Source organism: Nocardia sp. NPDC056611 (genome assembly GCF_042792755.1).
Classification (GTDB): domain Bacteria; phylum Actinomycetota; class Actinomycetes; order Mycobacteriales; family Mycobacteriaceae; genus Nocardia.
In genome coordinates this window covers 466,022-491,656 of sequence record NZ_JBHTVV010000003.1, presented here as the reverse complement: position 1 = coordinate 491,656, position 25,635 = coordinate 466,022, and the positions used below count along the sequence as shown (strand labels likewise).

General features: G+C 69.0%; 26 protein-coding genes. 11 read left to right on the top strand and 15 right to left on the bottom strand.

The features are described from left to right. Positions 1-35: 35 nt before the first annotated feature. A complete protein-coding gene (locus tag ACFRAQ_RS18710) occupies positions 36-680 on the bottom strand; it encodes a DsbA family protein (RefSeq protein WP_379101161.1) in 645 nt (214 codons plus the stop codon). Between the two features lie 183 nt (positions 681-863). On the opposite strand from ACFRAQ_RS18710, the gene ACFRAQ_RS18705 reads away from it, so the two are divergent. The 3 genes from ACFRAQ_RS18705 (at position 864) to ACFRAQ_RS18695 (ending at position 3,974) form a co-directional block, all read left to right on the top strand. Beyond that, complete coding sequence (locus tag ACFRAQ_RS18705; protein WP_379101159.1) at positions 864-2,060, top strand: NAD(P)/FAD-dependent oxidoreductase; 1,197 nt, start codon at positions 864-866, stop codon at positions 2,058-2,060. A 103-nt stretch (positions 2,061-2,163) separates the two neighbouring features. Beyond that, positions 2,164-2,565, top strand: a complete 402-nt coding sequence (locus ACFRAQ_RS18700; RefSeq protein ID WP_379101157.1) for a YciI family protein — start codon at positions 2,164-2,166, stop codon at positions 2,563-2,565. After that, positions 2,565-3,974 (top strand): RNA polymerase sigma factor, encoded by a 1,410-nt coding sequence (locus ACFRAQ_RS18695; RefSeq protein ID WP_379101155.1) that lies wholly within the window; start codon positions 2,565-2,567, stop codon positions 3,972-3,974. Before ACFRAQ_RS18700 ends, ACFRAQ_RS18695 begins: the two co-directional genes overlap by 1 nt. A 96-nt stretch (positions 3,975-4,070) precedes the next feature. Here the strand turns inward: ACFRAQ_RS18695 and ACFRAQ_RS18690 are convergent, their stop codons facing one another. After that, positions 4,071-5,015 (bottom strand): AraC family transcriptional regulator, encoded by a 945-nt coding sequence (locus ACFRAQ_RS18690; RefSeq protein WP_379101153.1) that lies wholly within the window; start codon positions 5,013-5,015, stop codon positions 4,071-4,073. Between the two features lie 116 nt (positions 5,016-5,131). Here ACFRAQ_RS18690 and ACFRAQ_RS18685 point away from each other — a divergent pair, with 116 nt between their 5' ends. Next, positions 5,132-5,818 carry an NAD(P)H oxidoreductase gene (locus ACFRAQ_RS18685; protein WP_379101151.1) on the top strand — a complete coding sequence of 229 codons (687 nt, stop codon included), beginning with the start codon at positions 5,132-5,134 and terminating at the stop codon, positions 5,816-5,818. On the opposite strand, the gene ACFRAQ_RS18680 is transcribed toward ACFRAQ_RS18685, so the two are convergent. Continuing rightward, entirely contained in the window at positions 5,815-6,645 is an 831-nt protein-coding gene (locus tag ACFRAQ_RS18680) for a phosphoribosylaminoimidazolesuccinocarboxamide synthase (RefSeq protein WP_379101149.1), read from the bottom strand. The two genes, ACFRAQ_RS18685 and ACFRAQ_RS18680, sit on opposite strands and share 4 nt — an antisense overlap. A gap of 142 nt (positions 6,646-6,787) precedes the next feature. Here ACFRAQ_RS18680 and pepN point away from each other — a divergent pair, with 142 nt between their 5' ends. Beyond that, positions 6,788-9,379, top strand: a complete 2,592-nt coding sequence (gene pepN / locus ACFRAQ_RS18675; RefSeq protein WP_379101147.1) for an aminopeptidase N — start codon at positions 6,788-6,790, stop codon at positions 9,377-9,379. An 87-nt stretch (positions 9,380-9,466) separates the two neighbouring features. On the opposite strand, the gene ACFRAQ_RS18670 is transcribed toward pepN, so the two are convergent. Beyond that, on the bottom strand, positions 9,467-9,601 hold the full coding sequence (locus ACFRAQ_RS18670; RefSeq protein ID WP_357279899.1) for a hypothetical protein: 135 nt from the start codon (positions 9,599-9,601) through the stop codon (positions 9,467-9,469). Positions 9,602-9,780: 179 nt separating this feature from the next. Between ACFRAQ_RS18670 and ACFRAQ_RS18665 the strand changes: the two genes are divergently transcribed. Continuing rightward, on the top strand, positions 9,781-10,383 hold the full coding sequence (locus ACFRAQ_RS18665) for a ClpP family protease (protein WP_379101145.1): 603 nt from the start codon (positions 9,781-9,783) through the stop codon (positions 10,381-10,383). Continuing rightward, entirely contained in the window at positions 10,380-10,967 is a 588-nt protein-coding gene (locus ACFRAQ_RS18660; RefSeq protein ID WP_379101143.1) for a ClpP family protease, read from the top strand. Before ACFRAQ_RS18665 ends, ACFRAQ_RS18660 begins: the two co-directional genes overlap by 4 nt. Positions 10,968-11,169: 202 nt before the next feature. Here the strand turns inward: ACFRAQ_RS18660 and ACFRAQ_RS18655 are convergent, their stop codons facing one another. From ACFRAQ_RS18655 to ACFRAQ_RS18635, 5 genes are all read right to left on the bottom strand, one after another. After that, entirely contained in the window at positions 11,170-11,583 is a 414-nt protein-coding gene (locus tag ACFRAQ_RS18655; protein WP_379101141.1) for a helix-turn-helix domain-containing protein, read from the bottom strand. Between the two features lie 180 nt (positions 11,584-11,763). Beyond that, a complete protein-coding gene (locus ACFRAQ_RS18650) occupies positions 11,764-12,207 on the bottom strand; it encodes a DUF5130 domain-containing protein (RefSeq protein WP_379102151.1) in 444 nt (147 codons plus the stop codon). A gap of 10 nt (positions 12,208-12,217) precedes the next feature. Next, positions 12,218-12,496, bottom strand: coding sequence for a hypothetical protein (locus ACFRAQ_RS18645; RefSeq protein WP_357090307.1), 279 nt, complete (start codon positions 12,494-12,496; stop codon positions 12,218-12,220). Positions 12,497-12,596: 100 nt separating this feature from the next. Continuing rightward, on the bottom strand, positions 12,597-14,174 hold the full coding sequence (locus tag ACFRAQ_RS18640; RefSeq protein ID WP_379101139.1) for a glycoside hydrolase family 13 protein: 1,578 nt from the start codon (positions 14,172-14,174) through the stop codon (positions 12,597-12,599). A 133-nt stretch (positions 14,175-14,307) separates the two neighbouring features. Further along, complete coding sequence (locus ACFRAQ_RS18635; RefSeq protein WP_357279911.1) at positions 14,308-14,712, bottom strand: globin; 405 nt, start codon at positions 14,710-14,712, stop codon at positions 14,308-14,310. 300 nt (positions 14,713-15,012) lie between these two features. Here ACFRAQ_RS18635 and ACFRAQ_RS18630 point away from each other — a divergent pair, with 300 nt between their 5' ends. Continuing rightward, a complete protein-coding gene (locus ACFRAQ_RS18630; RefSeq protein ID WP_357279914.1) occupies positions 15,013-15,741 on the top strand; it encodes an HNH endonuclease in 729 nt (242 codons plus the stop codon). A gap of 3 nt (positions 15,742-15,744) precedes the next feature. On the opposite strand, the gene ACFRAQ_RS18625 is transcribed toward ACFRAQ_RS18630, so the two are convergent. Then, the gene (locus ACFRAQ_RS18625) at positions 15,745-16,200 is read right to left on the bottom strand and encodes a MarR family winged helix-turn-helix transcriptional regulator (RefSeq protein WP_379101136.1); all 456 of its coding nucleotides are present in this window, start codon (positions 16,198-16,200) and stop codon (positions 15,745-15,747) included. A gap of 61 nt (positions 16,201-16,261) precedes the next feature. Between ACFRAQ_RS18625 and ACFRAQ_RS18620 the strand changes: the two genes are divergently transcribed. Further along, the gene (locus ACFRAQ_RS18620) at positions 16,262-16,732 is read left to right on the top strand and encodes a hypothetical protein (RefSeq protein ID WP_379101134.1); all 471 of its coding nucleotides are present in this window, start codon (positions 16,262-16,264) and stop codon (positions 16,730-16,732) included. Here ACFRAQ_RS18620 and ACFRAQ_RS18615 read toward each other — a convergent pair. Next, positions 16,654-17,205, bottom strand: a complete 552-nt coding sequence (locus tag ACFRAQ_RS18615) for a helix-turn-helix domain-containing protein (RefSeq protein ID WP_379102149.1) — start codon at positions 17,203-17,205, stop codon at positions 16,654-16,656. The genes ACFRAQ_RS18620 and ACFRAQ_RS18615 overlap by 79 nt on opposite strands. A 164-nt stretch (positions 17,206-17,369) precedes the next feature. Between ACFRAQ_RS18615 and ACFRAQ_RS18610 the strand changes: the two genes are divergently transcribed. Further along, positions 17,370-18,080 carry an AzlC family ABC transporter permease gene (locus ACFRAQ_RS18610; RefSeq protein ID WP_379101132.1) on the top strand — a complete coding sequence of 237 codons (711 nt, stop codon included), beginning with the start codon at positions 17,370-17,372 and terminating at the stop codon, positions 18,078-18,080. Further along, complete coding sequence (locus ACFRAQ_RS18605) at positions 18,077-18,394, top strand: AzlD domain-containing protein (protein ID WP_379101130.1); 318 nt, start codon at positions 18,077-18,079, stop codon at positions 18,392-18,394. The genes ACFRAQ_RS18610 and ACFRAQ_RS18605 overlap by 4 nt, the downstream gene beginning before the upstream one ends. A 58-nt stretch (positions 18,395-18,452) precedes the next feature. On the opposite strand, the gene ACFRAQ_RS18600 is transcribed toward ACFRAQ_RS18605, so the two are convergent. The 4 genes from ACFRAQ_RS18600 to ACFRAQ_RS18585 form a co-directional block, all read right to left on the bottom strand. After that, on the bottom strand, positions 18,453-19,184 hold the full coding sequence (locus ACFRAQ_RS18600) for a dienelactone hydrolase family protein (RefSeq protein ID WP_379101128.1): 732 nt from the start codon (positions 19,182-19,184) through the stop codon (positions 18,453-18,455). Between the two features lie 105 nt (positions 19,185-19,289). Next, entirely contained in the window at positions 19,290-19,964 is a 675-nt protein-coding gene (locus ACFRAQ_RS18595; protein ID WP_379101126.1) for a hypothetical protein, read from the bottom strand. A gap of 13 nt (positions 19,965-19,977) precedes the next feature. Next, positions 19,978-20,403 carry an acyl-CoA thioesterase gene (locus ACFRAQ_RS18590; protein WP_379101123.1) on the bottom strand — a complete coding sequence of 142 codons (426 nt, stop codon included), beginning with the start codon at positions 20,401-20,403 and terminating at the stop codon, positions 19,978-19,980. A 47-nt stretch (positions 20,404-20,450) separates the two neighbouring features. After that, a complete protein-coding gene (locus ACFRAQ_RS18585) occupies positions 20,451-25,352 on the bottom strand; it encodes an NAD-glutamate dehydrogenase (RefSeq protein ID WP_379101121.1) in 4,902 nt (1,633 codons plus the stop codon). Positions 25,353-25,635: the final 283 nt, after the last annotated feature.

Sequence of the window (25,635 nt, the reverse complement as noted above, 5' to 3'; positions counted from 1 at the left end):
CCCGATCTGCGGCTATATCACCGAAAGCCCTGCCCTCAGTCGAAGGCGGGGTCCTCGGTGCGGGTCCGCTTCAGCTCGAAGAAGTGCGGGTAGGAGGCCAGCGCGACGGCGCCGTCCCACACCTTGCCCGCCACCTCACCGCGCGGGATGCGCGAGAGCACCGGACCGAAGAAGGCCACGCCGTTGATGTGGATGGTCGGCGTGCCGACATCCTGGCCGACCTTGTCCATGCCCGCGTGGTGCGAGGCCTTCAGTTCCTCGTCGTATTCGACGGAGGTGGCCGCGGCGGCCAGCTCGGCGGGCAGCCCGACCTCGGCCAGCGACTCGGCGATGATGACCTCGATCAGGTCGGCGCGCGGCCCGTCCTGCTCGTACTCGGCGCGACGGTTGTGGAAGCGGGTGCCCATGGCGGTGTACAGCGGCGCCAGCACCTTGTCGCCGTGGTCGCGGGCGGCGGCGATGGCGACCCGGACCGGGCCCCACGCGCTGCGCAGCAGCTCCACGTATTCCGGCGGCAGGCCCTCACGGCCGTCATTGAGCACCCCCAGGCTCATGACATGGAAGTTGACGTCGATATCGCGGACCTGCTCGACCTCGAGGATCCAGCGGGAGGTGATCCAGCACCAGGGGCACATCGGATCGAACCAGAAGTCGACCCGGTCCTTTTTGGTGTCGCTCACAGGGAAGTCCTTTCACAGTCGACGGCCGACACACGGCCGTTCCCCTAAGGCAACAACCCGGATTGTTGCCGATATTTCCGCTCCGCCCGACTCGCCGGGTCTAGGGTCGAAATATCGGCCTCGCCGGGAGGATGGCCACATCCGGTGGATCGATCCCGGCCGCGTGAGCAGGGAGGTTTCGGTATGACCAGTTCCAGGTTCGTCATCGCGGGAGGCGGACTCGCCGCGGCGAAGCTCGCGGAAGCCTTGCGGGCCAATGACTTCGACGGCACGGTGACCCTCGTCAGCGCCGAGGAGCATCTGCCCTACGAGCGCCCGCCGCTGTCCAAGGAGCATCTGCTGGGCAAGAAGTCGCTGCCCGACTTCACCGTGGACCCGTCGCAGTGGTACCGCGACCATCACGTCGAGGTGATGCCCGGCACCACGGTGACCGGACTGGACCGTGGCACCAAAACTGTTGCGCTGCCGGATGGTACGACGCTGCCCTACGACAAACTGGCGCTGGCCACCGGCTCGCGACCGCGCATGCTGCGCATGCCCGGGGTGGACGCGCGGGGCGTGCACGTGCTGCGCACCATCGAGGACTCCGACGCGCTGCTGGCCATGTTCGGCGAGGTCCAGCGGCTAGCGGTGATCGGCGCGGGCTGGATCGGGCTCGAGGTGACGGCGGCCGCGCGCGCGGCGGGCGTGGAAGTGACTGTGCTGGAAGCGGACTCGGTTCCGTTGCGGGCCGCGCTCGGCACCGAGATGGGTGAGGTGTTCGCGGGCCTGCACCGCGCGCACGGCGTGGACCTGCGCACGGACGTGAAGGTCAGCGAGATCACCACCGCCGACGGCCGCGCGACCGGTGTGCTCCTGGGCGACGGCACCCGGATCGAGGCGGACGCGGTGCTGGTCGCAGTGGGTGCGCGACCCAATATCGAGCTGGCCGCGGATGCCGGACTGGCGGTGGACGGCGGGGTCCTGGTCGACGAGAGCCTGGCCACCTCGGACCCCGATATCGTCGCGGTCGGCGATATCGCCGATCAGCAGCATCCGGTGCTGGGTCGGCGAATCCGGGTGGAGCACTGGGCGAACGCGCTCAACCAGCCCGCCGTGGCAGCCCTGACCATGCTCGGCAGGCCCGCGGTGTACGACCGGCTGCCCTACTTCTTCACCGATCAGTACGACCTGGGGATGGAGTACACCGGCTACGTCTCCCCTGAGCAGCAGGCGCGCGTGGTGGTGCGCGGTGACCTGGCCGGACGCGAGTTCGTGGCGTACTGGCTCGATCCGAGCAATCGGGTGCTGGCCGGGATGAACGTGAACGTGTGGGATGTCACCGACAAGATCAAGGAGCTGATCCTGAGCGGCCGGGCCGTGGACCCGGACGCTCTGTGACCACCGTCACATACCTTGGGCTGCGCGATACGTCGATCCGGCGTGCGGGGCTCCGACCTGTATGCGAGAGCGCCACCGCGGCGCGCCGACGAAGGAGCCGACCATGAAGTACATGCTGATCAAGTCCTACACCCCGGCCGCTTTCTGCGACACCCCGATCCACCAGTGGGCGCCCGAGGAGATCCAGGCGCACATCGACTTCCAGCGCACCCTGGGCGAGCAGCTGGCCAAGTCCGGCGAGCTGGTCGAGGCCCAGGGCCTCGCCGACCCGGGGCAGGCGATCACCGTCAGTTCCGACGGCCGGTCCGCGCCGGTCGTCACCGACGGCCCGTTCCCCGAGACCAAGGAGCTGCTGGCCGGGTACTGGATCGTCGACGTCGACACTCCCGACCGGGCCGTCGAGATCGCGGCCCAGGCCTCGGCCGCTCCGGGCCCCGGCGGCAAGCCGATCGGCGAGTACATCGAGGTCCGGCAGATCATGAGCGCCCCCGCCGCCGAACTCTGATGCCGCACACCGCGATCGAGGACCTGCTGCGCGAACTCGCCCCGCAGGTCCTCGGCGCGCTCGTCCGCCGCTACGGCGATTTCGACGCCGCCGAGGACGCCCTCCAGGAAGCGCTGCTCGCCGCCGCCACCCAGTGGCCCGCCGACGGCCTGCCCGGCAACCCGCGCGGCTGGCTCATCCAGGTCGGCGCGCGCCGCATGGTCGACGCCATCCGCGCCGACTCCGCCCGCCGCAACCGCGAGACCGCCGACGCGATCCGCGACCCGGAACGCCTGGGCACAGCGACGCCCGACCCCGCCGACGCCGTCATCGCCGCACTGTCGGAGACGGGACTCGACCAGCTGGCCGCCGCACCCGGTGCGGACAGTGCGAGCCGGGCGGCCGACACCTCCGGGGCATCCGGTATTCGCGGCACGGCCGATCCGGGCGGCGCGGTCACCGGCCGCGCTGCCCGCGACACCGGGACCGAGGACCGGGACGACACGCTCACGTTGTTCTTCCTGTGCTGCCACCCCGCACTGTCGCCCGCGAGCGCGATCGCCCTGACCCTGCGCGCGGTCGGCGGGCTCACCACCGAGGAGATCGCCCGGGCCTTCCTGCTCCCGGAACGCACCATGGCGCAACGAATCACCCGCGCCAAGAAGCGCATCGCGGAGCAGGACCGCCCCTTCGCCATGCCGGCGGAGTCGAACGGGCAACGCGGGGAATGGAATACGCGCCTCGACAGCGTGCTGCGGGTGCTGTACCTGATCTTCACCGAAGGCCACACCAGCGGCGGTGAGCGATTACGCCGCGGCGACCTGTCGAGCGAGGCGATTCGGCTGGCCCGGGCGCTGTATCGCGTACTGCCGGACAATCCCGAGGTCACCGGCCTGCTCGCACTGCTCCTGCTGACCGATGCCCGGCGCGCCGCCCGCACCGGCGAGCACGGCGAACTGATCCCGCTGGCCGAACAGGATCGCGGGCTGTGGGATCGGGAGATGATCATCGAGGGCGTGCGCCTGGCGACCGCGTCGGTCAGCCGCGGACTCATCGGCCCCTATCAGATCCAGGCCGCCATCGCCGCCCTGCACGCGCAGGCGCTGCGGCCCGAGGACACCGACTGGCCCCGAATCCTGTTGCTGTACAACGCCCTCGAACGCCAGTCACCCAATCCGATGGTCACCCTCAACCGAGCGGTCGCCACCGCCATGGTGCACGGGCCGCAGGCCGGTCTGGACCTCGCCGACACCCTCGCGGAGTCGCTGCCGGGCAACCACCGCCTCGACGCCGTCCGCGGCCACCTGCACGAAATGGCCGGCGACCACGAGGAAGCCGTCGCCTGCTACACGGCGGCCGCGCGCAGCACCACCAGCCTCCCCGAACGCGACTACCTCACCATCCGCGCCGCCCGCCTGCGCCGTGGTTGAGCTTCCGCCCGGCGAACCCGATGCCGCGGGTCCGCATCCCGGCGCGGTGGCGCCGCGCACGTGGCCGCGGAGCCGCCGTCTCTGTCGCGGCGCGCCTCAGGCGGCGGACGTGCGGAAGGCGGTGGGGCTCACGCCGCGATGGCGTTTGAAGGCGGCGGAGAAGCCGAACGGATCCGCGTAGCCGACCGATTTGGCGATATGGGCGATGGTCAGGTCGGTGTCGGTGAGGAGTTCCTCGGCTTCGTCCATCCGCGATTCGGTGAGGTAGGCCAGCGGCGGTTGCCCCATCACGGCGGTGAAGCGTTTGGCGAAAAGCGCCCGGGAGACACCGGCTTCGGCGGCCAGCGAGGCCACGGTCCAGGGTGTGCCGGGGGTCGTGTGGATCGATTGCAGCGCGGGGGCGATGACCGGATCGGCCAGGCCGCGGAACCAGGTCGGCGCTTCGGGTCCGGCTTGGTCGAACCAGGTGCGCAGGGTGCAGACCAGGCTCCAGTCGAGCAGGCGGTCCATCATGGCCTGCGAGCCCGCGCTCTGCAGGACGGCGGAGGCGGCGGCCGACTCGTACCAGCCGCAGGATTCGTAGTCCTCCCTGACCACCAATACCGCTGGGAGCGCACGCAGGAGACGTTCGTGGCGGCGGAAGGAGGTGCGGTAGGCGCCCACCATCAGGGCGGTGGCGTCGGCGTCACTGCCCCAGTGGATTCCGCCGAGTTCCTCACCCGCGCACTCGGAATCGGCGGCGAAGCAGGAGATCTCGTACTCGGCCGGAGCGGGAGCGCCCGCCCGGGGCGCGCCGCTGTCGAAATCACCTGAGACAAGCCGGAAGTCACCCGGGCCGCGCACCAGTGCGGTATCGCCTGCCTCGAGTGTCCGGCTGTCACCGTCCGGCAGCAGCAGCGTCCCGCCTCCGCGCATGACGGTGATCATCGTCAGTGGCGCGCGGTCGGCGAAGCGGATCGTCCACGGCGCGGGCATCACCGCGTGGGTGACCACGGCGCCTTCGGCTCGAATTCCGCTCAGCAACTTACTCAGAGGATCCACCCCATCGAGGGTAGACGAATTCCTATCGGGCCGAGCGTTTCACCCATGGATCGTCTACATCCGGGCGGGTGTACTGGGAGCACAGCAAACAACCACCCGGATCCAGGAGGAATCCCTTGTCGCACGACGGTATCGATCAGCCCGCCCGCACCGCGCTGGTCGTGGTCGCTCATCACCGATCCGATTCCCTGACCGCGCACCTCGCCGCCCGCACGGTCGCCCGGCTGGAGTCCGACGGCTACCGCGTCGATCTGCTGGACCTGCGGGCCGAGGGCTTCGATCCCCGCATGATCGAGGCCGACCAGCCGGACTGGGGCAATCGCGAGAAGCTCTACTCCCCCGAGGTCCACCAGCACATGGACCGCATCCTCGCCGCCGACGTGGTGATCGCGGTCTTCCCCGTCTACTGGGCGAGCGTCCCCGCGCTGCTCAAGGGCTGGATCGACCGCGTGTGGAACTACGGATTCGCCTACGGCCGCAGCAAGCCTCGCCTGGCGGGCAAGCGCATGCTGTGGCTCGGCCTGGCCGGAATGGCCGCGGGCGACCCACTCGTGGACTTCCTCCAGCAGTCACTGGAGGGCCAGCTCAATATGGGAATCGCCTACTACTGCGGCTTCTCCCACTCGAGCGTCGGCCTGCTGCCCGACGCCGAGGAACGCCGTCAGCGGCTCGACGCCGACGGGCAACTGCTCATCGACCCGGCCACCGTCGGCGCCGAGCGCGTGGCCCAGTACGCCGATCTGGAGCGCCGGGCCGACGAGTTCGTCACGAACTTCCTTGCCGCCGAGGCGGTTCCGGCCTAGACGCCGGTCCAGGCGTTGCCGGTGATGAGTTCGTAGGCCTGCTTGTACTTCTGGCGGGTCACGTCGATGATGTCGGCCGGAATCTCCGGGCCCGGGTACTCCTTGTTCCACCCGGTGGAGGTGGACCAGTCGCGCACGAACTGCTTGTCGAACGACTTCTGCGGCCGGCCCGGCTCGTAGTCGTCGGCGGGCCAGAAGCGGGAGGAGTCCGAGGTCAGCACCTCGTCGCCGACGGTGAGAACGTCACCGTCCCAGCCGAGTTCGATTTTCGTGTCGGCGATGATGACACCGTTGGCGGCGGCGTGGTCGGCGCCGCGCGAATACATCTCGAGGGTCAGGTCGCGCAGCTTCTCGGCGACCTCCTTGCCCTCCTGGTTCACCACGTCGGCGAAGCTGATCGGCTCGTCGTGGCCCTCGTCGGCCTTGGTGGTGGGGGTGAAGATGGGTTCGGGCAGCTTGTCGCCGTCGCGCAGGCCCGGCGGCAGCGCGATGCCGGACACGGTGCCGGCGCGGTTGTACTCGGCCAGGCCGCCGCCGGTCAGGTAGCCGCGCGCGATGCACTCCACCTTCACCATCTTCAGCGGCTTGACCCGCACGCCGCGGCCCGCGAACTCGGCGGGCACGTCGGTGGTGGACAGAATGTGGTTGGGCACATCGGAGAAGAAGCCGAACCACCAGTTCGACAGCTGGGTGAGCAGCGCGCCCTTGTCCGGGATCGGGGTCGGCAGCACCACGTCGTACACCGACACCCGGTCGGATGCGACCAGGATCAGCGAATCGCCGTCCTCGTACAGGTCGCGCACCTTACCGGCGTGGATGTGCTTCAACGGTCCTCCTCGTGCTGGGCGGTAGCTGCCGCCGCCCAGCCTAGTGGGTGGCCGCCCTCGCATCGGACACGCCCAACCGCGCGACCCCGGGCATGGCAAGCTGGCTACTGCCGCACAGTTCTCCGAGAGCTAAGGAGCCTCCTTGTCCGCACCGAATCTCACCCGCGAGCAGGCCATCGAACGCGCCGCCACGGTCCAGGTGGAGAACTACAAGGTCGAGCTGGACCTCACCGGCCAGCCCACCAGCGCCGACGCGCCTCGCAGTGAGACGTTCCACTCGAAGGCGACGGTGACCTTCACCGCGACGCCGGGTGCGCAGACCTTCATCGACTTCGTGGGCGCGGGCCTGCGCTCGGCCGTGCTCAACGGCGTCGACCTGGACGTGAGCGGCTACGACGAGGAGCAGGGCCTCACCCTGCCCGACCTGGCCGCGAACAACGAGCTGGTGATCGAGGCCGACGGCGAGTACTCCAACACCGGTGAGGGCCTGCACCGTTTCGTCGACCCCACCGACAACAAGGTCTACCTGTACTCGCAGTTCGAGACCGCCGACTGCAAGCGCATGTTCGCCTGCTTCGACCAGCCCGACCTCAAGGCCACCTACGACATCGTCGTGACCGCGCCCGAGGACTGGGAGGTCATCTCCAACGGGGCCGTCACCGACACCCACCGGCTCGGCGCCGTCGTCCGCCACACCTTCGCCACCACCCCGCGCATGAGCACCTACCTGGTCGCCCTCATCGCCGGGCCGTACGCGAAATGGACCGACTCCTACCAGGATTCGCACGGCGAGATCCCGCTCGGCATCTACTGCCGCGCCTCGCTGGCCGCGTTCATGGACCACGACCGGCTCTTCACCGAGACCAAGCAGGGCTTCGGCTTCTACCACGCCAATTTCGGTGTGCCCTACGCCTTCGGCAAGTACGACCAGCTGTTCGTGCCCGAATTCAACGCGGGCGCCATGGAGAACGCCGGTGCCGTCACCTTCCTCGAGGACTACGTCTTCCGTTCCAAGGTGACCCGCGCGTCCTACGAGCGCCGCTGCGAGACCGTGCTGCACGAGATGGCGCACATGTGGTTCGGCGATCTGGTCACCATGAAGTGGTGGGACGACCTGTGGCTGAACGAATCGTTCGCCACCTTCGCGTCGGTGCTGTGCCAGGTCGGCGCGACCGAATACACCAACGCCTGGACCACGTTCGCCAATGTCGAGAAGTCGTGGGCGTACCGGCAGGACCAGCTGCCCTCCACCCACCCGATCGCCGCCGACATCCCCGACCTGGCCGCCGTCGAGGTCAACTTCGACGGAATCACCTACGCCAAGGGCGCTTCCGTGCTCAAGCAGCTGGTGGCCTACGTCGGCGAGGAGCCGTTCCTGGCCGGTCTGCGCGACTACTTCACCGAACACGCCTACGGCAACGCCACTTTCGACGATCTGGTGGGCGCGCTGGAGAAGGCGTCGGGCCGCGACCTGTCCGACTGGGGCGCGCAGTGGCTCAAGACCACGGGCCTCAATATCCTGCGGCCCGACTTCACCGTGGACGCCGCCGGCAACTTCACCTCCTTCGCGGTCGTGCAGGACGGCGCGGAGCCCGGTGCCGGTGAGCGGCGTGTGCACCGGCTCGCCATCGGCATCTACGACGACCAGGACGGAAAGCTGGTGCGCACCAAGCGCGTCGAGCTCGACGTGGACGCCGCCGAGCGCACCGACGTGCCCGAGCTGATCGGCGTCGGCCGCGGCACGCTGGTGCTGGTCAACGACGACGACCTCACCTACTGCTCGGTCCGCCTCGACGCCGACTCGCTCGACACCGTGGTGGCGCGCATCGCCGACATCGCCGAACCGCTGCCCCGCACCCTGGCCTGGTCCGCGGCCTGGGAGATGACCCGCCAGGCCGAGATGAAGGCCCGCGACTTCGTGGCGCTGGTGCAGCGCGGCGTCGGCGCGGAAACCGAGATCGGTGTCGTGCAGCGGCTTCTCATGCAGGCGAGCACCGCACTCAGCGCCTACGCCGACCCGGAGTGGGCGCGCGCCGAGGGCTGGCCCGCCTACGCCGACCGGCTGCTGGAACTGGCCCGCGGCGCCGGTGCGGGCTCGGACCACCAGCTGGCGTTCGTCAACGCGCTCACCGGTGCGCTGCTGTCCGAGCAGCACATCCAGGTGCTGCGCCAGCTGCGCGCGGGCGACCCGGAAGGCGTGGACCTGCCCGGCCTGACCGTCGACACCGACCTGCGCTGGCGGATCACCCAGGCGCTGGCCGCCGCCGGAGCCATCGACTCCGACGGCGTCGAAACCCCGGTCATCGACTCCGAACTCGCCCGCGACGACACCGCCGCGGGCCGCCGGCAGGCCGCCGCCGCCTCCACCGCCCGCCCGCAGGCGGCGGTCAAGGAATCGGCGTGGGACACCGTCATGGGTGACGACACGGTGCCCAACATCACCGCGCGCGCCATCGTCGCGGGCTTCGCGCCCGCGGGCCAGTCCGAGCTGCTCAGCCCGTACGTGGAGCGCTACTTCGCCGATATCGCCTCGGTGTGGGAGCGCCGCTCCAGCGAGGTCGCCCAGACCGTCGTGGTCGGCCTCTACCCGCACTGGGCCGTCACCGAGGAAGCCGTCGCCGTGGCCGACAAGTTCCTCGGCGGCGACCACCCGCCGGCGCTGCGCCGCCTGGTGGTCGAGGGCAAGGCGGGCATCGAACGCTCGCTGCGCGCCCGCGCCTTCGATCGCGGCTAGAAAGCACTGCCCCGCAACACCTTCCACACACGACAGCGCCTCCCGAACCTTCGGGAGGCGCTGTCGTTCGTGTGGAGGATCAGCCCTCTACCAGACCTGGCCGGGGTTGCACCCGGCCCAGTTCGCCGAGATCGTGCACATCGACGTGATGCCCAGCAGCTTCAACAGGGCGGCGGCCAGGCTGCCGACATCACTGCCGGTGGAGGTGGCGACGAAGGTCATGCGGTGTCCTCTCTCGAATTTCCCAACCCTTCAGCAGATTAGGGCCTTGCAACCCTCGATCTGAAGACCTCCGAACCGGTGCCCCCGATCCCGGGGGCGCGAATTCCCGCTGCTCAGAGCGGATCTGCCCACAGCAGCAGGGCACGACTTCCAGGGGCCAGCTGCGGCACCGTGAAGGCATGGCAGACAACAAGACTCCGATGTTCAACTGGAGCACCAGAGAACAACTCTTCGCCCGGCGGGTCCTGGTGCTGGACGGCGGGCTCGACGACGACAACGGCACGCTGCTGATGACCCAGCTACTGACGCTGGCGGCGGAGGACCCGGAGGCGGGGATCTCGCTGTGGATCCACTCGCCCGGCGGCTCGGTGCCGGCCATGCTCGCCATCCGCGACGTGATGCGCCTGGTGCCGTGCCCGGTGTCGACGCTGGCGCTCGGATTGTCGTGCAGCGCGGGACAATTCCTGCTCTCGGCGGGCACCCCCGGCCACCGCTACGCCCTGCCGCACGCCCGCATCCTCATGCATCAGGGCTCGGCGGGCATCGGCGGCAGCGCCGTCGAGGTGGAGGTCCAGGCCGACGACCTGCGCTACACGGTGCAGACCGTGCTCGGCCTGATCGCCGAGGACACCGGCCAGCCCTACGACCAGATCTTCGAGGACTCGCTCCACGACCGCTGGTTCACCGCGGAACAGGCCCGCGACTACGGCTTCATCGACCACATCGTGGACTCCTTCCACCAGGTGGTCCCCGCGCGACAGAAACTGGGGATCTCGGCATGAGCACCTACACGATTCCGAACGTCATCACCCGCGACCCGCGCGGTGAACGGATCATGGACGTCTACTCGCACCTGCTCAACGAGCGCATCGTCTACCTCGGCACCCCCATCGACTCCGGCGTCGCCAACGCCCTCATCGCGCAACTCCTGCACCTGGACGCGGAGAGCCCGGGGCAGGACATCAACCTCTACATCAATTGCGAGGGCGGCGAACTGCCCGCCATGCTCGCCATCTACGACACCATGCAGCACATCTCGTCACCCGTCGTGACCACCTGCGTCGGCCAGGCCATCGCCGTCGGCGCGGTCCTGCTCGCCGGTGGCGCGAAAGGCCGCCGCAACGTGCTCCCGCATTCCCGAATCGTCCTGCACCAGCCCGCGATCCGAGGACAGGGCACCATCCCCGACCTCATCCTCCAGGCCGACGAAATCGTCCGCATGCGCGCCCAGATCGAAGCCATCCTCACCACCCACACCGGCCAACCCGCCGAAACCCTCCGCCGCGATACCGACCGCGACCGTGTCTTCACCGCCGAAACCGCCATCGCCTACGGCCTCGCCGACCAACTGCTCGGCCCGCGCTGAGAGCCGTCGGTTCGCACTCGTGGTGATGGCGAGCCCCGCCTCCGCACCATTCGGCGAGGAGACCGTGACCCGAACCGGCCGTCACGAATTGTCTTGATCCACAACCAATTGCGGTCCACCGGACTGTGGTGCACGGTCTCCGGAGGCTGCGCGGCAACGGCTGACTCGCGCGGCGGCGCGGCGCGGGCGGCCGGTGCGCGGGTCAGGCGGCCAGTGACAGCATGACCTGACCGGCGTAGCGGTGGGGCACCGCGGGCGGTGCGGCGGGGGCCAGGCGGGTCCGCAGCAGCTCCTCGGCGACCTGGCGGGTGAGTCCGCCCACGCTGATGCCGAGGGCTCCGGCCAGCGCGGCGATCATCTCGCTCGACGGTTCCTTGCGGCCGCGCTCGACCTCGGAGAGGTACTGCGGCGAGATCCCGGCCCGCCCAGCGGTTTCGGTGAGCTTCTCCCCCAGGTCCAGCCGCATCGAGCGCAGTCGCTCGCCGAGCGCCTCGCGCCACAGCGGTTCCCGGTCCGTGCGCTCGCGGACGGGCGCGGGTGATGCCGCGGGCCGAACCGACCGGCCTGCTCGATCCAGACCACCAGGAAGCGCCTTCAGGCGCGGATGCTCGGACATACACCGAGCGTAAAGTGCCTGGCCCGGCCGTCGCGCCTCGATCTGCTCAGAGCGAACTCCGCGGCGAACACTCGAAGGCCCGGCAAACACTCGAAGGCCCCGCGAATACTCGAAGGCCCAGCGAACGCGAGGGACGCCCGGGGCTCGAGCCCCGGGCGTCCCTCGTCGAATCGGAACCGGCTAGACGCGGCCGATGGCGGCGGCCATCACGCGCACCGCGGAGACCAGGCCGTCGATCAGCTCACCCTGGCGGAAGGAGCTGGTGGCGGCTGTCGCGCCGAGCTGGCAGACGCGGTCGTTGGCGCGCTCGGCGATCTCGTGGCCGGAGCGGACCTCGACGGAGCTGGTGTTCGGGTCCACCGCGATCAGGACCGAGCGGGCGGCCTCCGGGGTGGCCGGGAACAGCGCGTCCACGCCGGCGGCGGAGTCGGCGCCCAGGTCGCCGATGTAGACGTTGAAGCGCACCTTGGTGGCGCGGGTGGCGTCGGTGAGGGCATTGTCCATGAGCAGCCGCTCACGGTCGCTGAACGGCGCTTCCTTGAAGACGTCGCCGGCCTCGTGCACGCCGGAGACGCGTCCGCTGGCGGTGAGGGCCCAACCGTGGGGCAGGTCGGCCTCGTTCACCACGGGCCAATTAGAACTTGCCACTTGCCCGGCCTCCGATCAGCTCCGCGTTGGCGGTTTCGATAGCCGCATGGTGTCCATGCGAATCAGCAGTGTCGTGGTGGCCGGACCCGGTCACCTCGTCGGTCGCGCTCCACAGCACCGGAGGCTGGGTCCACTTCGCACCGAGTTCGTAGTGTTCCGGCTTCTCGCCGGGCAGCGGCTTGCCGAGGAACGACAATCCGGCGATCGCGAGATAGATCGCGACCGGGATGCCGACGTAGATCAGCACTGTCTGGAGAATGCTCACGGCCCAACGGTAGTCGATCGCCCCGCGACTACTACGACCGGTAAGGGTTAGTGCGGCCGTGTCGTGACATTCACCTTTCGGACCGGCGGAACCTCGCCGATCAGACCAACCAGGCAGTCGAGTTCGCCGGAAGTTTGCGACCGGCCAGCGGAGCGCTGGTCAGCAACACCTCCCCCGCGGGCAGCAGAATCGGCGTGCCGGTCGCATTGAGCACGCACAACAGCCCGCCCGCGCGCCGAAACGCCAGACAGCCCGGCGGGCTCCCGTACCACTCGACACCCGACCCGGCGAATTCCGGACGGACGGCCCGCAATTCGATCGCCATCCGGTACAGCGACAGCATGGAATCCACCCGTTCCAGCTGCCGCTCCACGCTCGCCCCCGCCCACTCCGGCGGCATCGGCAACCACGGTTCACCCGTCGTGAACCCGAACGGCGGCCGCGCACCCTCCCAGGGCAGCGGCACCCGGCAGCCGTCGCGGCCGCGCACGGTGTGACCGGATCGCTCCCAGGTGGGGTCGCGCAGCGCCCACTCCGGCAGATCGTCCACATTGGCCAGGCCCAATTCGGCTCCGTTGTAGACGAATACCGCGCCCGGCAGCGCCAGCTCCAGCATGATCATGGCCCGCGCCCGGGCCTGCCCGACCGGGCCGTCACCGTAGCGGGTGACCTCGCGTTCGATGTCGTGGTTGGACAGCGTCCAGGTGGGCGTCGCGCCGACGCCCGCCACCGCGTGCAGCGAATTGTCCACGGCCGTGCGAATGCGTTCCGGATCGAAGGGCGTCTGGGCGAGACGGAAGTTGAAGGCCAGGTGCAGTTCGTCGGCGCGCACGTACTCACCGAAGCGGGCGTTGTCGTTGACCCACACCTCACCGATGGCGACCGCGTGCGGATACTCGTCCATCACCTTGCGCACGCGCCGGTGGATCTCGTGCACCCCCGCGTTGTTGAACCGCGGATCGTCGTCCTCGAGGTGCAGCATGCGGGTGTCGATGCGCTCCATGTCCGGCAGGCCCGGGGGTTTGGCCATGCCGTGCGCGACATCCAGGCGGAAACCGTCCACGCCGCGATCCAGCCAAAACCGCAAGGTCTGTTCGAAATCGGTTGCGACCTCCTGGTTTTCCCAGTTCAGGTCCGGCTGCTCGGGCGCGAAGATGTGCAGATACCACTGCCCGGGCCTGCCGTCGGGTTCGTACACCCGGGTCCAGGCCGGGCCGCCGAAGATGCTCGGCCAATTGTTCGGCGGCAGTGCGCCATCCGGGCCGCGGCCGTCCCGGAACCAGTAGCGCGCCCGCTCCGGGCTGCCCGGCCCGGCCGCCAGCGCCTCCCGGAACCACCGGTGCTGATCGCTGGTGTGGTTCGGGACCAGGTCCATGGTCACCCGCATGCGCCGGTCGTGCGCCTCGGCGATGACCTCGTCCAGGGCGGCCTGACCGCCGAACAGCGGGTCGATGTCGCGCGGGTCGGACACGTCGTAGCCGCCGTCGGCCATGGGCGAGCGCATCACCGGGCAGATCCACAGAGCGTCCACGCCGAGCAGCTCCAAATAGCCCAGCTTGTCACGCAATCCACCTAAATCGCCCACGCCGTCGCCGTCGGAGTCCGCGAACGAACGGGGATACACCTGGTAGAACACGGCCGACCGCCACCAGGGGATTTCGGCGAGATTGTCCGTCACAGCGGTAATGGTGCCAAAGCACAGCGGCCTTCGCGGCCGCGTCCGAAGGACTTGTCCAGTTTCAGCAAATGATCAGCGGACAGCCACGACCGGCCGGAATCCTCATGGGGCGCTGCGATTTCTGAAGTACGAATCAGAAAGGCGAGTTCATGAGCGAATTGGCGGCCATCTCGAAGTAGTCGAGCAGCTGCTTGCGATGCGCGTCGTCGAGCACCTCCGGCTCGATCTCCGCCACCGCGATGTGCATGGCCCGCAGCCACGCGTCCCGCTCGATCGGACCCACCTTGAACGGGTGGTGCCGCATCCGCAGCCGCGGGTGGCCACGCTCGTCGGAGTAGGTCCGCGGGCCACCCCAGTACTGCTCCAGGAACATCCGCAGCCGGCGCTCGGCGGGACCCAGATCCTCTTCCGGGTACAGCGGCCGCAGCACCTCGTCCGCGGCCACTTCGCGGTAGAACGCGGCTACGATCCGATGGAACGTCGCCTGCCCGCCCACGGCCTCGAAGAAGGAGATCTGAGTCTGCTCGCCGGAAGTCACGCCTCGAGTCTAATTAGCCCCCGCACCCGCCCGAAGTTCGCGGCCCGTCTCGATTCTGGACTGACGGAGCGGGGGAGCGAAGCGGAGGAGCGGAGGAGGGAAGAATCGAGACTTCGGGGGCCGCGAACCTGCCCTGGAGCGCAGCGGAGGGGCAGATAAAACACCGTCACGCGGTGTTCATCCGAATGTGTCTGACAATGTGTCGAAAGAGATGGCATTGTGCGCCGTTCCATGGTCAACTGGGTGGCAGTCTGCCGAGATACCACACAATCGGACGAATACGAAACCGGGGTATGGCCCATGAAGCAGCGGCACGGCGCCCGTGAGGCGCGGACGCATCGACAACTCCAGCCCGCCGATGTCCACAATCGTGGGTCGGGGGCTACTCCGCTGCACTTACTGTCCGAACATTCTCATGCCGAGCATCATCCGGGCGCTCATCCCGAGCCCGCCCATCCGGGCGACCACCGCGAACACTCGCACCACCCACCCACCGCAGCACCCGTTCCCGCCTGGGCCAAACGCCGCGTGCTGCTGCTCAACGCCACGTACGAGCCACTCACGGCCCTGTCCGCGCGCCGCGCCATCGTGCTGCTGATCTGCGACAAGGCCGATACCGTGCACGACAATCCGGAGGGTCCGGTCGTGCATTCCGCCGGGACCTCGGTGTCGCTCCCCTCGGTCATCCGACTACGCAACTACGTGCGCGTTCCGTACCGGGCACGGGTACCCATGACCCGCGCCGCCCTCATGCATCGCGACCGCTACCGCTGCGCCTATTGCGGCGGCAAGGCCGAGACCATCGATCACGTCATTCCGCGCAGCCGCGGCGGAGCCCACTCGTGGGAGAACTGTGTGGCGTCCTGCGCGCCCTGCAATCACCGCAAAGCGGACAAGCTGCTGAGTGAACTGGGCTGGGCCCTGCACCATCCGATGGTCGCGCCCAAGGGCCCGCACTGGCGGCTGCTGTCGGCCAGCTCCGAACTGGACCCGACGTGGTTGCAGTACCTGGGCGAGGGTGCGGCCTAGCCGTCATTCGCCTGTCGGCAGCCCGGCTTCGGCGGCCAGTACGCCGAGCGCACGCTGTAGAGCCGTGCGCTCGCCGGGCCGCAATCCGGCGGTGAGCTCCGTGTCGAGTTCCCGCGCGGCCTGCTCACATGCCGCGAGCAGGGCATACCCCGGTTCGGTGAGCGTGAGCACCTGCCGCCGGCGATCGGCGGGGTCCCGCACGCGTTCGATCGCGCCCAGCCGTTCCAGGTGATCGGCCAGCGCCACCACCAGACTCGGCGCGACGCCGAGCCGGCCCGCCAACTCCTGCTGCGAGGCGGCCTCGCCGTGGCTCAGCGCGGTCATCAGGCCCGCGTGCTTGGGCTTGAGGTCGAGCGGCTCGATGCGCGCGGCGAAGCGGTCCGCGACCACCGCGCCGACGGTGCCGAGGCGGAACGCGACGGTCTTCGGCAGCTCGGTCGACTTCTTGACATCGTTCACGGGTCCGATGATACTTCTGCTCAAACCATTCAGAGTGTGAATGATTATTGGAGTGAACGATATGGACGCGTACACGGGAATCGCCATCGCCAATGGAGCGGTCGCCTTGATCTCCGGAATCTCCAGCGTGGTGGGCATGGCGCGGCCCGCGCTCGCGGCGCCGGAGGGCGGCCAGATCAACGCGGGCACAAGGTTTTTCGCCTACGGATACGGGGCTCGGGCGGTGCCGCTGAGCATCGTGGTGCTGATCCTGCTCGCAGCCGGGGCGCGCAACGGGCTCGCGCCGGTCCTGGTGGTGGCCGGGCTGGCCCAGATCGGGGACGCGATCATCGGTGCGGGACGGCGCAATTGGCCGATGGCCGCCACCTGCGTCGGGCTGGCGGCAGTGCATCTACTGTCCGCCTGGTGGTGGCGGTGCAGTGAAAACCCTGCGGCGACAGGGCTATTCGAGGATCAGCTGTATTCGCTGACCAGCAGCGCCCAGGTGCCCGACTCGAGGGCTTCGAAGACGTGGGGCATATCGCCGGGGTAGCAGATGTAGTCGCCGGGTTCGAGTTCGACCGGATCCTCGGCGGGCCCAACCTTGGCGCGACCGGCACACAGCACGATGTGTTCGACGACGCCGCGCGAGTGCGGCGCCGAGTCGCGGGGGTGGCCGGGCTCGGCGGTGACGCGATAGACGTCGCGGCGCGCGGCGGGCGGGGAGGCCGCGAGCAGCGTGGTCCGGTACTCCGATTGGGCCGAGGCGAGCACCGGGCCCTCGCCCGCGCGAATCACCTGCACCTGCGGCGTCGGCGGGTCGAGCAGCCGCGAGAACTGGATGTCGAGCGCGATGCACAGCGCCCACAGGGTTTCGATGCTGGGATTGCCGGAGCCCGATTCCAGCTGGGACAGCGTGGATTTCGCGATCCCGGCCCGCTTGGCGACCTCGGTCAGCGAGAGCCCGGAGCGGGCGCGCTCCCGGCGCAGCGCGGCGGCGATCGCCTCCTGCGGAGACGGGGGCATCGCGTCCGGCGAGGACGCCGAGGCCCCCGCGGGAGACACCGGTGCGGAGCGGTCGGGCTGCTGGGTCATGGTGGCGTTCACAGTACCGTCCCGGACGGCCTCCCTCCTTCCCTCCGGCACTCCCCCTTTGACGAACCCTGCCGGGTGTGTTCATTATAGAAAACATGCGTTCGGCATGGCGAACACTCGATCGGGGTGTGCTCACAGGAATCGCGGCGATCTGCCTGGCAGTCGCCCTGATCGGCGTGTCCTACGGCGCTACCGCGGTGACCTCGGGACTGCCCGGCTGGCTGCCGGTCCTCCTGAGCGTGGCCGTGGTGGCCGGGGGCTCGGAATTCGTCTTCATCGGCATCCTCACCGCCGGTGGCGGGCTGGTCGCGGCCGTGCTGGCCGGCCTGCTCGTCAATGCGCGGCACGTGCCCTACGGCCTGTCCGTGCCCGATGTGGTCGGCACCGGCTGGCGGCGACTGCTCGGAACCCACGTCATGAACGACGAATCCGTCGCCATGGCATTGTCCCAGCCCGACCGCGACCGCCGTCGCGCCGCCTACTGGCTGTGCGGACTGGCGGTTCTGGCCGCTTGGCCGCTGGGCGCGGCCGTCGGCGCGATTCTCGGCTCGGTCGTTCCCGACCCGAACATCTTCGGACTGGACGCCGTCTTCCCGGCGGTGCTGTTCTCCCTCGTCCTTCCGGCCCTGCGTGACTCCCTCACCCGCACTGCCGCTCTGGCCGGTGCGGCCGTGGCCGCCGCGACCACGCCGTTCCTCGGTGCGGGTCTGCCCGTCCTGCTCGCGCTGGGCGCGGTCCTGCTGGTCGCCCGCCGCGCGGGAACCGACGACGCCACCGCGGATCCGACCGTGAGCGCGGCCCGATGACCAAGACCCTGTTGCTGGCCACCATGGCATTGGCCCTGGGCACCTTCGCGTTCCGGTTCGCCGGGCCGCTGTTGCGGAGCCGCATCCGGATCTCGCCGCGCACGGTCCGGCTGCTCGAAATCGCCTCGGTCGTGCTGCTCACCGCGCTGGCCGTCACCACGCTGATGCCTTCGGGCGGAAGCCCATTCGGGTGGGCGCTGCCCGCCGGAGTGCTGGTCGCGGCCGTGCTGACCTGGCGGCGGGCGCCGCTGATCGTGGTGATCCTGTCGGCCGCGGCCGTCACCGCCGGGCTACGGATGCTCGGCGTGCACTGATCTCCACTCGCGAACCTCAGCTCTCAGCTCGGGAACCTCAGCTCTCCACTCGGGAACCTCAGCGGCCGAGCAGGTCCGCGATGCGAGTCCAGGAATCCTCGGCGAGTTCGGCGCGGTACCAGTCGCGGCCCGGGTAGACGTAGCCGTGCGGGGCATCCTCGTAGACCACGATCTCGTGCGGAATGTCATTGGCCGTCAAGGCTTCTTCGAGCTCGTCCCGCGCCTCGGCGTCGATCAGCGGGTCCAGGCCGCCGAAGAACAACAGGATGCTGCCGGTGATGCCGGGGGTGGCCTCGATGGTCGGCTCGGGGGTGGACAGCGGGATATCGGTATTGGTGAGCCAGCCGGGATAGAAGGCGGCGGTCGCGGCCAGCGGGAGTTGCGTCGCGGCGTAGTAGGCGACGTGGCCGCCCGCGCTGAAGCCGACCATGTTCAGGGAGGTGGCTTCCCGGCCGCGCAGTTCGTCCAGGCACGCGGAGATGTCCCAGAGCACCTCGGGTCGGCTCAGCGTGCGCAGCAGTTCCAGGCCGCGCTCACGGCCCTCTCCCCCGAACTCCAGGTCGGCGCGCGGCGCCTGCCGATGGAACAGGTCCGGCAGGATGGCGATCGCGCCGAGGGCCGCGATGCGCTCGGTGGCCTGCTTCGCGGTGGCGTGCAAGCCGTAGATCTCGTGTCCGACAACGACTCCCGGGTAGGCGCCGGGCTCGGCGGGATGAGCCACATAGGCGCTCATCACGGTGTCTCCGACCTTCAGGTCGACCCACCCGGTCTCGATCGCGACAGCTGTCATATGCCAAACGTAGTGCGGCGAGCGGGGACACGGGCGATCGATCCGGCGATGTGTCCCACCGAACAGCCGATGGGACACATCATCTTTCGAAAAGGGCCGTGGGGCTCAGTGCGTCAGCAGCGGCAGGGCGGGTCCGCGGCGGCGGGCCACCGACCCGTAGCGAGCGTCCAGGCGCAGCCAGGTGCGGGCCGCGCGAACCCGCACGATCTCGTCGACGGAGATGCGCCGGGAGTCGGTCTTCTCGCCGCCGTGCGGAATGAAATCCATGGCGGCCAGCGCGAACACCACCCGCATCGGCACCTCGACCCGCTCACCGGCATTGGAGACGGTGAGCACGGTCTGGTCCAAGAGCGCCGCGGGCGGGCCGTGTTTCCCGCCGTGCTCCTGCGCCACCTCCGCGCCGCGCTCGGCCAATTCCACGAGCATGCGCGCGGGCACATCCTCCACGTGGACGAAGCCGTTCTCCGGCGGCAGGGCCCCGTGCCAGGCGGAATCCATGGCGAAGCCCAGCCCGAACGCGGCGCTCGCGCCAGGCCCGTGCAGCCCGGCGAGGACGGTTTCCGCGCCGACGGTCACATCGTCCATCCCGAGTTCGGCGACCACGGTGCGGACGGCCAGCGCCTCGAATCCGGTGGCGGCCCAGGCGGAGACGAAGCGGTCCCCGCGCCGGCGCAGGCGGATGACCGCCGCCGGGTCGAGCCGGACGGCGTGGATGAGGAAGGTGGCCAGATTCTCGCGTTCCGCGGGATCCGGAACGTGCAGGGTCAGCTGTCCCGACAAGACGGTTCTCGGGTCAGTCGGCCAGCCACAGCGACAGGTAGTCGCGTTCCTCGGTGGTGAGGCGGCGCAGGCGCTGGGTGTCGATGTCGAAGGCGGCCAACTGGGTGGAGGCGACCACCGCCGGCGGGGAGTCCGGGGCCGCGCCCGCCGCGCGCACCTCGTAGCCGACGGTGAAGTCCACGGCGCGCAGCCGCGCGATCCACATGGAGACGTCCAGCGGCGAATCCTCGTGGCGCAGCTGGCCCTTGTACTGCACCCGCAGGTCGGCCAGCACACAACCGGCCCGCAGCTTCACGGTCGGCCGCTCGTCCAGGAACAGCCACGGGATCCGGGCTTCCTCCAGCAGCGTCACCATGCGGGCATGGTTGATGTGCTGGAAGGCGTCCATATCCGACCAGCGGACCTCCACGGGGGTGTGGAAGCGGCCGGGTGTGGCCATGTCCGTCACACCCGGGCCTGCTGCTAGGCCGTTCAGCGAACCGATCGTCAACGCGGTACCTCCGATTGCGCACCCACCCCACTCACCATGCTGCGCACCTGCCGCGCCGCAACCGACAGCGTGGCCAGGTCGTGGGTTCCGGACTCGAAAAGTTCCGACAGGGCCGAGCGTGCGCGGCCCAATCGGGACTGATTCTTCGACTCCCAGTATGCAATCTTCTCCTCGGCGGTCTCTTCCGGGTCGCCGGCGGAGAGCACGTCGAGGGTGAGTGAGCGCAGCGAGCCGTACATGTCGTCGCGCAGCGCGAGCCGGGCCAGCGCGTGCCAGCGGTCGCCGCGTTCCAGGTGACTGACCGCCTGCAACAGCCAATCGATCTTCAGATGATCGTTGAGCGCGTAGTACAGCGCGCCCACCTCCTCACCGCTGCGATCGGTGATATCGGCGATATCGAGCACGTCCAACAGGGGGAACTGGTTCAGCAGCCCGAACACCGTCGTCGCCAGCTCGGCGGGCACGCCCTGCTCGGCGATGGCCTGCGACTGCTCGTTGAGCGTGTCGATGTGATGGCCGCGCAGCCAGCTCGGCACCTTCGGCGCGAGTGTGCGCACGCCCTGCGAGTAGCGGTGGATCTCCGCGCCCACCGCGACCGGCTGCGGGCGGTTGTTGAGCAGCCAGCGCGAGGCGCGGTCCAGCGTGCGCTTGGTCTCCAGCTCCAGCGCGTCCTTCATGCCCGTGGAGACCTCCGCGGCGCGAATGGTCTTCCACACCGTGTGCAGATCGAAGATCTGGGTGGCGGCGGTGAACGCGCGCACCGCGTCGGAGGCCGACGCCCCGATCTCCTCGCCCAGCCGGAAGGCGTAGGTGATGCCGCCCAGATCGACCACCTCGTTCACCAGCATGGTGCTGGTGATCTCGCGGCGCAGGCGGTGCCGCTTGATGGCGGTGCCGAACCGGGTGCGCAGTGGGGTCGGGAAGTACTGCGACACCCGTGCCGCGAAGTACGCGGTGTCGGGCAGATCGCTGGCGAGCAGGTCGGCCTTGAGCGAAAGCTTCACGTGCGCCATCAGATTCGACAACTCGGGTGAGGTCAGGCCCGCGCCCTCCTCGATGCGCTGCTTCAGCTCCGTGTCCGCGGGCAGCGCCTCGAGCTCGCGGTCCAGGCCGCGGCGGTCCTCGAGATCCTCGATGAGGCGCTGGTGCACATTCAGCATGCGCGGGGCCTCGGCACGGGACATGCCCATCAGATAGTTCTGCGACACGTTGTCCTGCAGTACGAGCGCCGACACCTCGTCGGTCATCGACGCCAGCAGCGGATTGCGTTCGGCCTGGGACAGCTCGCCCGCCGACACCACGCCGTCGAGCAGGACCTTGATATTGACCTCGTGGTCGGAGCAGTCCACACCGGCGGAGTTGTCGAGCGCGTCGGTGTTCATCTTGCCGCCGTGCTTGCAGAACTCGATGCGGCCGTGCGCGGTGACACCCAGGTTGCCGCCCTCGCCGATCACAGTGGCGCGCAGCGCGTTCGCGTTCACCCGGACCGCGTCGTTGGACTTGTCGCCCACCTCGGCATTGGTCTCCGTGGAGGCCTTGATGTAGGTGCCGATACCGCCGTTCCACAGCAGTTGGGCCGGGGCCAACAGGATGGCGCGGATCATCTCCGGCGGGGACAGCGAGGTGACATCGGCGGCCAGGCCCAAGGCCGCACGCACCTGCTCGCTGACCGGAATCGACTTGACCGTGCGGTCGTAGACGCCGCCGCCGGTGCTGATCAGCAACCTGTCGTAGTCGGCCCACGACGAACGCGGCAGGGCGAACATGCGCTCACGCTCGGCGAACGAGGTGGCGGCGTCGGGATTCGGGTCCAGGAAGATGTGCCGGTGGTCGAAGGCCGCGAGCAGGCGGATGTGCCGCGAGAGCAGCATCCCGTTGCCGAACACGTCCCCGGACATGTCGCCGACGCCGACCACCGTGAAATCCTCGGACTGGGTGTCGATGTCCATCTCGGCGAAATGCCGCTTCACGCTCTCCCACGCGCCCTTGGCGGTGATGCCCATGGCCTTGTGGTCGTAGCCCACCGAACCGCCCGAGGCGAAGGCGTCGCCGAGCCAGAAACCGTACTGCTGGGCAACGTCATTGGCGATATCGGAGAAGGTGGCCGTGCCCTTGTCGGCGGCGACCACCAGGTAGGTGTCGTCGGCGTCGCGGCGCAGCACCCGGGCGGGGGGCAGCACCGCGCCGGTGGCGCGATCGACATTGTCGGTGACGTCGAGCAGGCCCGAGATGAAGGTGCGGTAGCAGGCGATGCCCTCGGCCTGCAGCGCCTGGCGGTCGGCGACCGGATCGGCGGTGGCGGCCGGGGGCTGCTTCACCACGAATCCGCCCTTCGCGCCGACCGGCACGATCACGGCGTTCTTCACCGCCTGCGCCTTGACCAGGCCCAGGATCTCGGTGCGGAAATCCTCCAGCCGGTCCGACCAGCGCAGACCGCCGCGCGCGACCGGGCCGAAACGCAGGTGCACGCCCTCGACCCGCGGCGAGTAGACGAAGATCTCGAATTGCGGACGGGGCTTGGGCAATTCGGTGATCTCGCGCGGTTCCACCTTGAACGACAGGTAGTCCCGCGACCGGCCCTCGGCGTCGACGACGTAGTAGTTGGTGCGCAGGGTGGCCTTGATCAGGCCGAGGATGGCGCGCAGGATGCGGTCGGCGTCCAGGCTCACCACGTCGTCGATCCGGCGGCGGACCGCGGCCTCCAGCTCCACGGCATGCTCGGCATTGGCGGAATCGGGATCGAAGAACGCGGAGAACAGGTCGACGAACATGCTCGCCGCCTCCGGGTACGCCAGCAGCACGCGGGTGATGGCGGCCTGGCTGTACGGGAATCCGGCCTGCTGCAGGTACTTCGAGTAGGCGCGCAGGATGGAGACGGCGCGCCAGTTCAGGCCGCCGCGCAGCACCAGCTCATTGAGACCGTCGGCCTCGGCGCGGCCGTACCAGAGCGCCTCGAACGCCTCGGTGAAGCGTTCGCGCAGCCCGCGCACCTGGGCGTCGAGCACATCGAGGCGACCCACGGACTCGACCAGTTCGGCGTCCATGTTCCGGTCCAGGGCGCTGCGCAGCAGTTCGGGGCGAGCCAGCAGACCGAAGTCGTAGATCCACTGTTCCGGGCCGTGGTCACCGTCGACCTGGTGCGGGCGCTCGTCGATCACCTCGACGCCGAGGCTCTGCAGCAGCGGCAGCACCTGACTCAGCGAGATGCCGCCACCGCCGACATAGAGGGTGAAACGCCAAGAACCCGCCGCGGAATCGGGCCAGCGGTAGAGGTGCTGATCGATGCCGCCCTCGGCCAGGCCCTGCAGACGCAGGATGTCGGCCATGGCGCGGGTGGGATCGAAGTCCTCCTTGTAGCTCTCCGGCAGGGACTCCGCGTAGCGCTGTGCCACGGCCGGATCCAGTACCGAGGAGGTGGCCACCTCGTCGCGCAGGTGGTCGTCCCAGGTGCGGCTGGCCTCGGACAGCAGGTGCTGGATGCGCAGCCGGTTGGTCTCGGTGGTGTCGACCACGGTGCCCTCATCGGGCAGGCGGACGGTGAAATACACACTGGCGAGGTCGCTTTCGGAGACCCGCGCCGAGTAGTCGATGGAAACGCCGCCCAGTTCGCGCACCAGGATGTCCTGAATCTCGAGGCGCACGCGGGTGGTGTAGCGGTCACGCGGCAGGTACACCATGCAGGCCACGAAGCGGCCGTAGCCGTCCAGGCGCATGAACAAACGGACCTGGCGGCGCATGCCGACATTCAGCACGGCGCTCGCGGTGCGGCGCAGCGCGTCGCCGTGCGAGGAGAACAGCTCGGCGCGCGGGAAGGACTGGATGACCTCGAGCATCTCCTGACCCGAGAACGAGTCCAGGTCGAAGCCGCTGGATTCGATGATGGATTTCACCCGGCGGCGGATGATCGGGATGTCGAGCACGTTCTCGTGCAGGGCGGTGACGGTGAAAACACCGATGAACAGGTGTTCACCGGTGACCACACCCGATTCGTCCATCTCGGCGACGCCGACGAAGTACGGGTAGACGGCGCGGTGCACGGTGGCCGGGACCAGGCCCTGGGTCAGCATGAGCAGCGGCTGGTCACCGCTGTTGTCCGGGACGCGGAAGTCGGTGCCGACATTGGGGCGCAGCACGCCCAGGCTGGTCTCCGGGACGATGATCGACTTGGCCTGGCCGTCCACGGTGCTGCGTTCGTACCGGGAGTAGCCGAGCACGGTGAAATGGCCGTTCGCCAGCCAGCGCAGCAGGTCGGCGCACTCGGTGAGATCGCTCGCCGGGAAGCCGGATCTACCGGCGGCCGCGGCACTGTCGAGTTCATCGGCGACACGTTCGTGGGCCTGGCGCATGGCCTCGGTGTCCTCGATGACGCGGCGCACGTCGGTGAGCACGTCGGGCAGCGCGGACTCGATGCGCTCGAGTTGGGCGCGGCTGGTGGCCGGATGCAGCTGCACGTGCATCCAGGATTCGCGCAGACCGGTCGCGCCGTTGCCGTCGACCTCGTGCGGCACCGCGGTCTCCAGGCTACCCGTGGCGTCTCGGGTGACCTCGAAGATGGGGTGCACGATCTCGCTGACACTGACTCCGATGCGGCTCAGGAAAGCGGTGACGGACTCGACGAGCAGCGGCATGTCGTCGGTGACCAACTGGATGGCGACGCCGAGCCCGGCCTCGTCATCCGCCTGGTACACATGGACATTCGCGGTGCCGGGGGTGCGCCGCACGGCCAGATCGACGTGGCAGCGGAAGATGTGGGTGGAGGTCGCGGGAATGGCGCAGTCCGCGTCGCCGGCGTCGACGTGACGGAAATACGCCTCCTCGAGGGACACGAGGTTGCCGCCCAGTGACTTGGGCAAACTCGCAGCCCAGGCCTTGCTGGACAATTCGGACGAGACCGTCATTTCGCCAACTCCTCGGATTCGGTTCCGTAACAAAGTGACGCCGATGCGAGAGTAGCTGGACCCACGAGGTACCGGGTCGAATTCCTGTCAATGCCACGCCGCGTCTCGCAATACCGACAAACCGGACGGTTCGATGAGTGAGATGTTCGCCCGATATCGCCAGGTCGTCTCCGACAAACCTTGCACCAAAACAGTTTTCACGCACTAGTGCGAATGCGAAACCGCTGAGTTCGCTGTTCGATAACCGTTCACTTTTTCGGCCACCGCCCGCCATCCAGCGAAC

Excerpts from the sequence above, each read along its gene's own strand:
- ACFRAQ_RS18610 (WP_379101132.1), top strand. The coding sequence starts at position 17,370 with ATGCGTTCGGCATGGCGAACACTCGATCGGGGTGTGCTCACAGGAATC.
- ACFRAQ_RS18705 (WP_379101159.1), top strand. The coding sequence starts at position 864 with ATGACCAGTTCCAGGTTCGTCATCGCGGGAGGCGGACTCGCCGCGGCG.
- ACFRAQ_RS18585 (WP_379101121.1), bottom strand. The coding sequence starts at position 25,352 with ATGACGGTCTCGTCCGAATTGTCCAGCAAGGCCTGGGCTGCGAGTTTG.
- ACFRAQ_RS18670 (WP_357279899.1), bottom strand. The coding sequence starts at position 9,601 with ATGACCTTCGTCGCCACCTCCACCGGCAGTGATGTCGGCAGCCTGGCC.
- ACFRAQ_RS18695 (WP_379101155.1), top strand. The coding sequence starts at position 2,565 with ATGCCGCACACCGCGATCGAGGACCTGCTGCGCGAACTCGCCCCGCAG.
- ACFRAQ_RS18600 (WP_379101128.1), bottom strand. The coding sequence starts at position 19,184 with ATGACAGCTGTCGCGATCGAGACCGGGTGGGTCGACCTGAAGGTCGGA.
- ACFRAQ_RS18665 (WP_379101145.1), top strand. The coding sequence starts at position 9,781 with ATGGCAGACAACAAGACTCCGATGTTCAACTGGAGCACCAGAGAACAA.
- ACFRAQ_RS18630 (WP_357279914.1), top strand. The coding sequence starts at position 15,013 with ATGAAGCAGCGGCACGGCGCCCGTGAGGCGCGGACGCATCGACAACTC.
- ACFRAQ_RS18590 (WP_379101123.1), bottom strand. The coding sequence starts at position 20,403 with ATGGCCACACCCGGCCGCTTCCACACCCCCGTGGAGGTCCGCTGGTCG.
- ACFRAQ_RS18615 (WP_379102149.1), bottom strand. The coding sequence starts at position 17,205 with ATGCCCCCGTCTCCGCAGGAGGCGATCGCCGCCGCGCTGCGCCGGGAG.
- ACFRAQ_RS18605 (WP_379101130.1), top strand. The coding sequence starts at position 18,077 with ATGACCAAGACCCTGTTGCTGGCCACCATGGCATTGGCCCTGGGCACC.
- ACFRAQ_RS18660 (WP_379101143.1), top strand. The coding sequence starts at position 10,380 with ATGAGCACCTACACGATTCCGAACGTCATCACCCGCGACCCGCGCGGT.
- ACFRAQ_RS18620 (WP_379101134.1), top strand. The coding sequence starts at position 16,262 with ATGGACGCGTACACGGGAATCGCCATCGCCAATGGAGCGGTCGCCTTG.
- ACFRAQ_RS18700 (WP_379101157.1), top strand. The coding sequence starts at position 2,164 with ATGAAGTACATGCTGATCAAGTCCTACACCCCGGCCGCTTTCTGCGAC.
- ACFRAQ_RS18655 (WP_379101141.1), bottom strand. The coding sequence starts at position 11,583 with ATGTCCGAGCATCCGCGCCTGAAGGCGCTTCCTGGTGGTCTGGATCGA.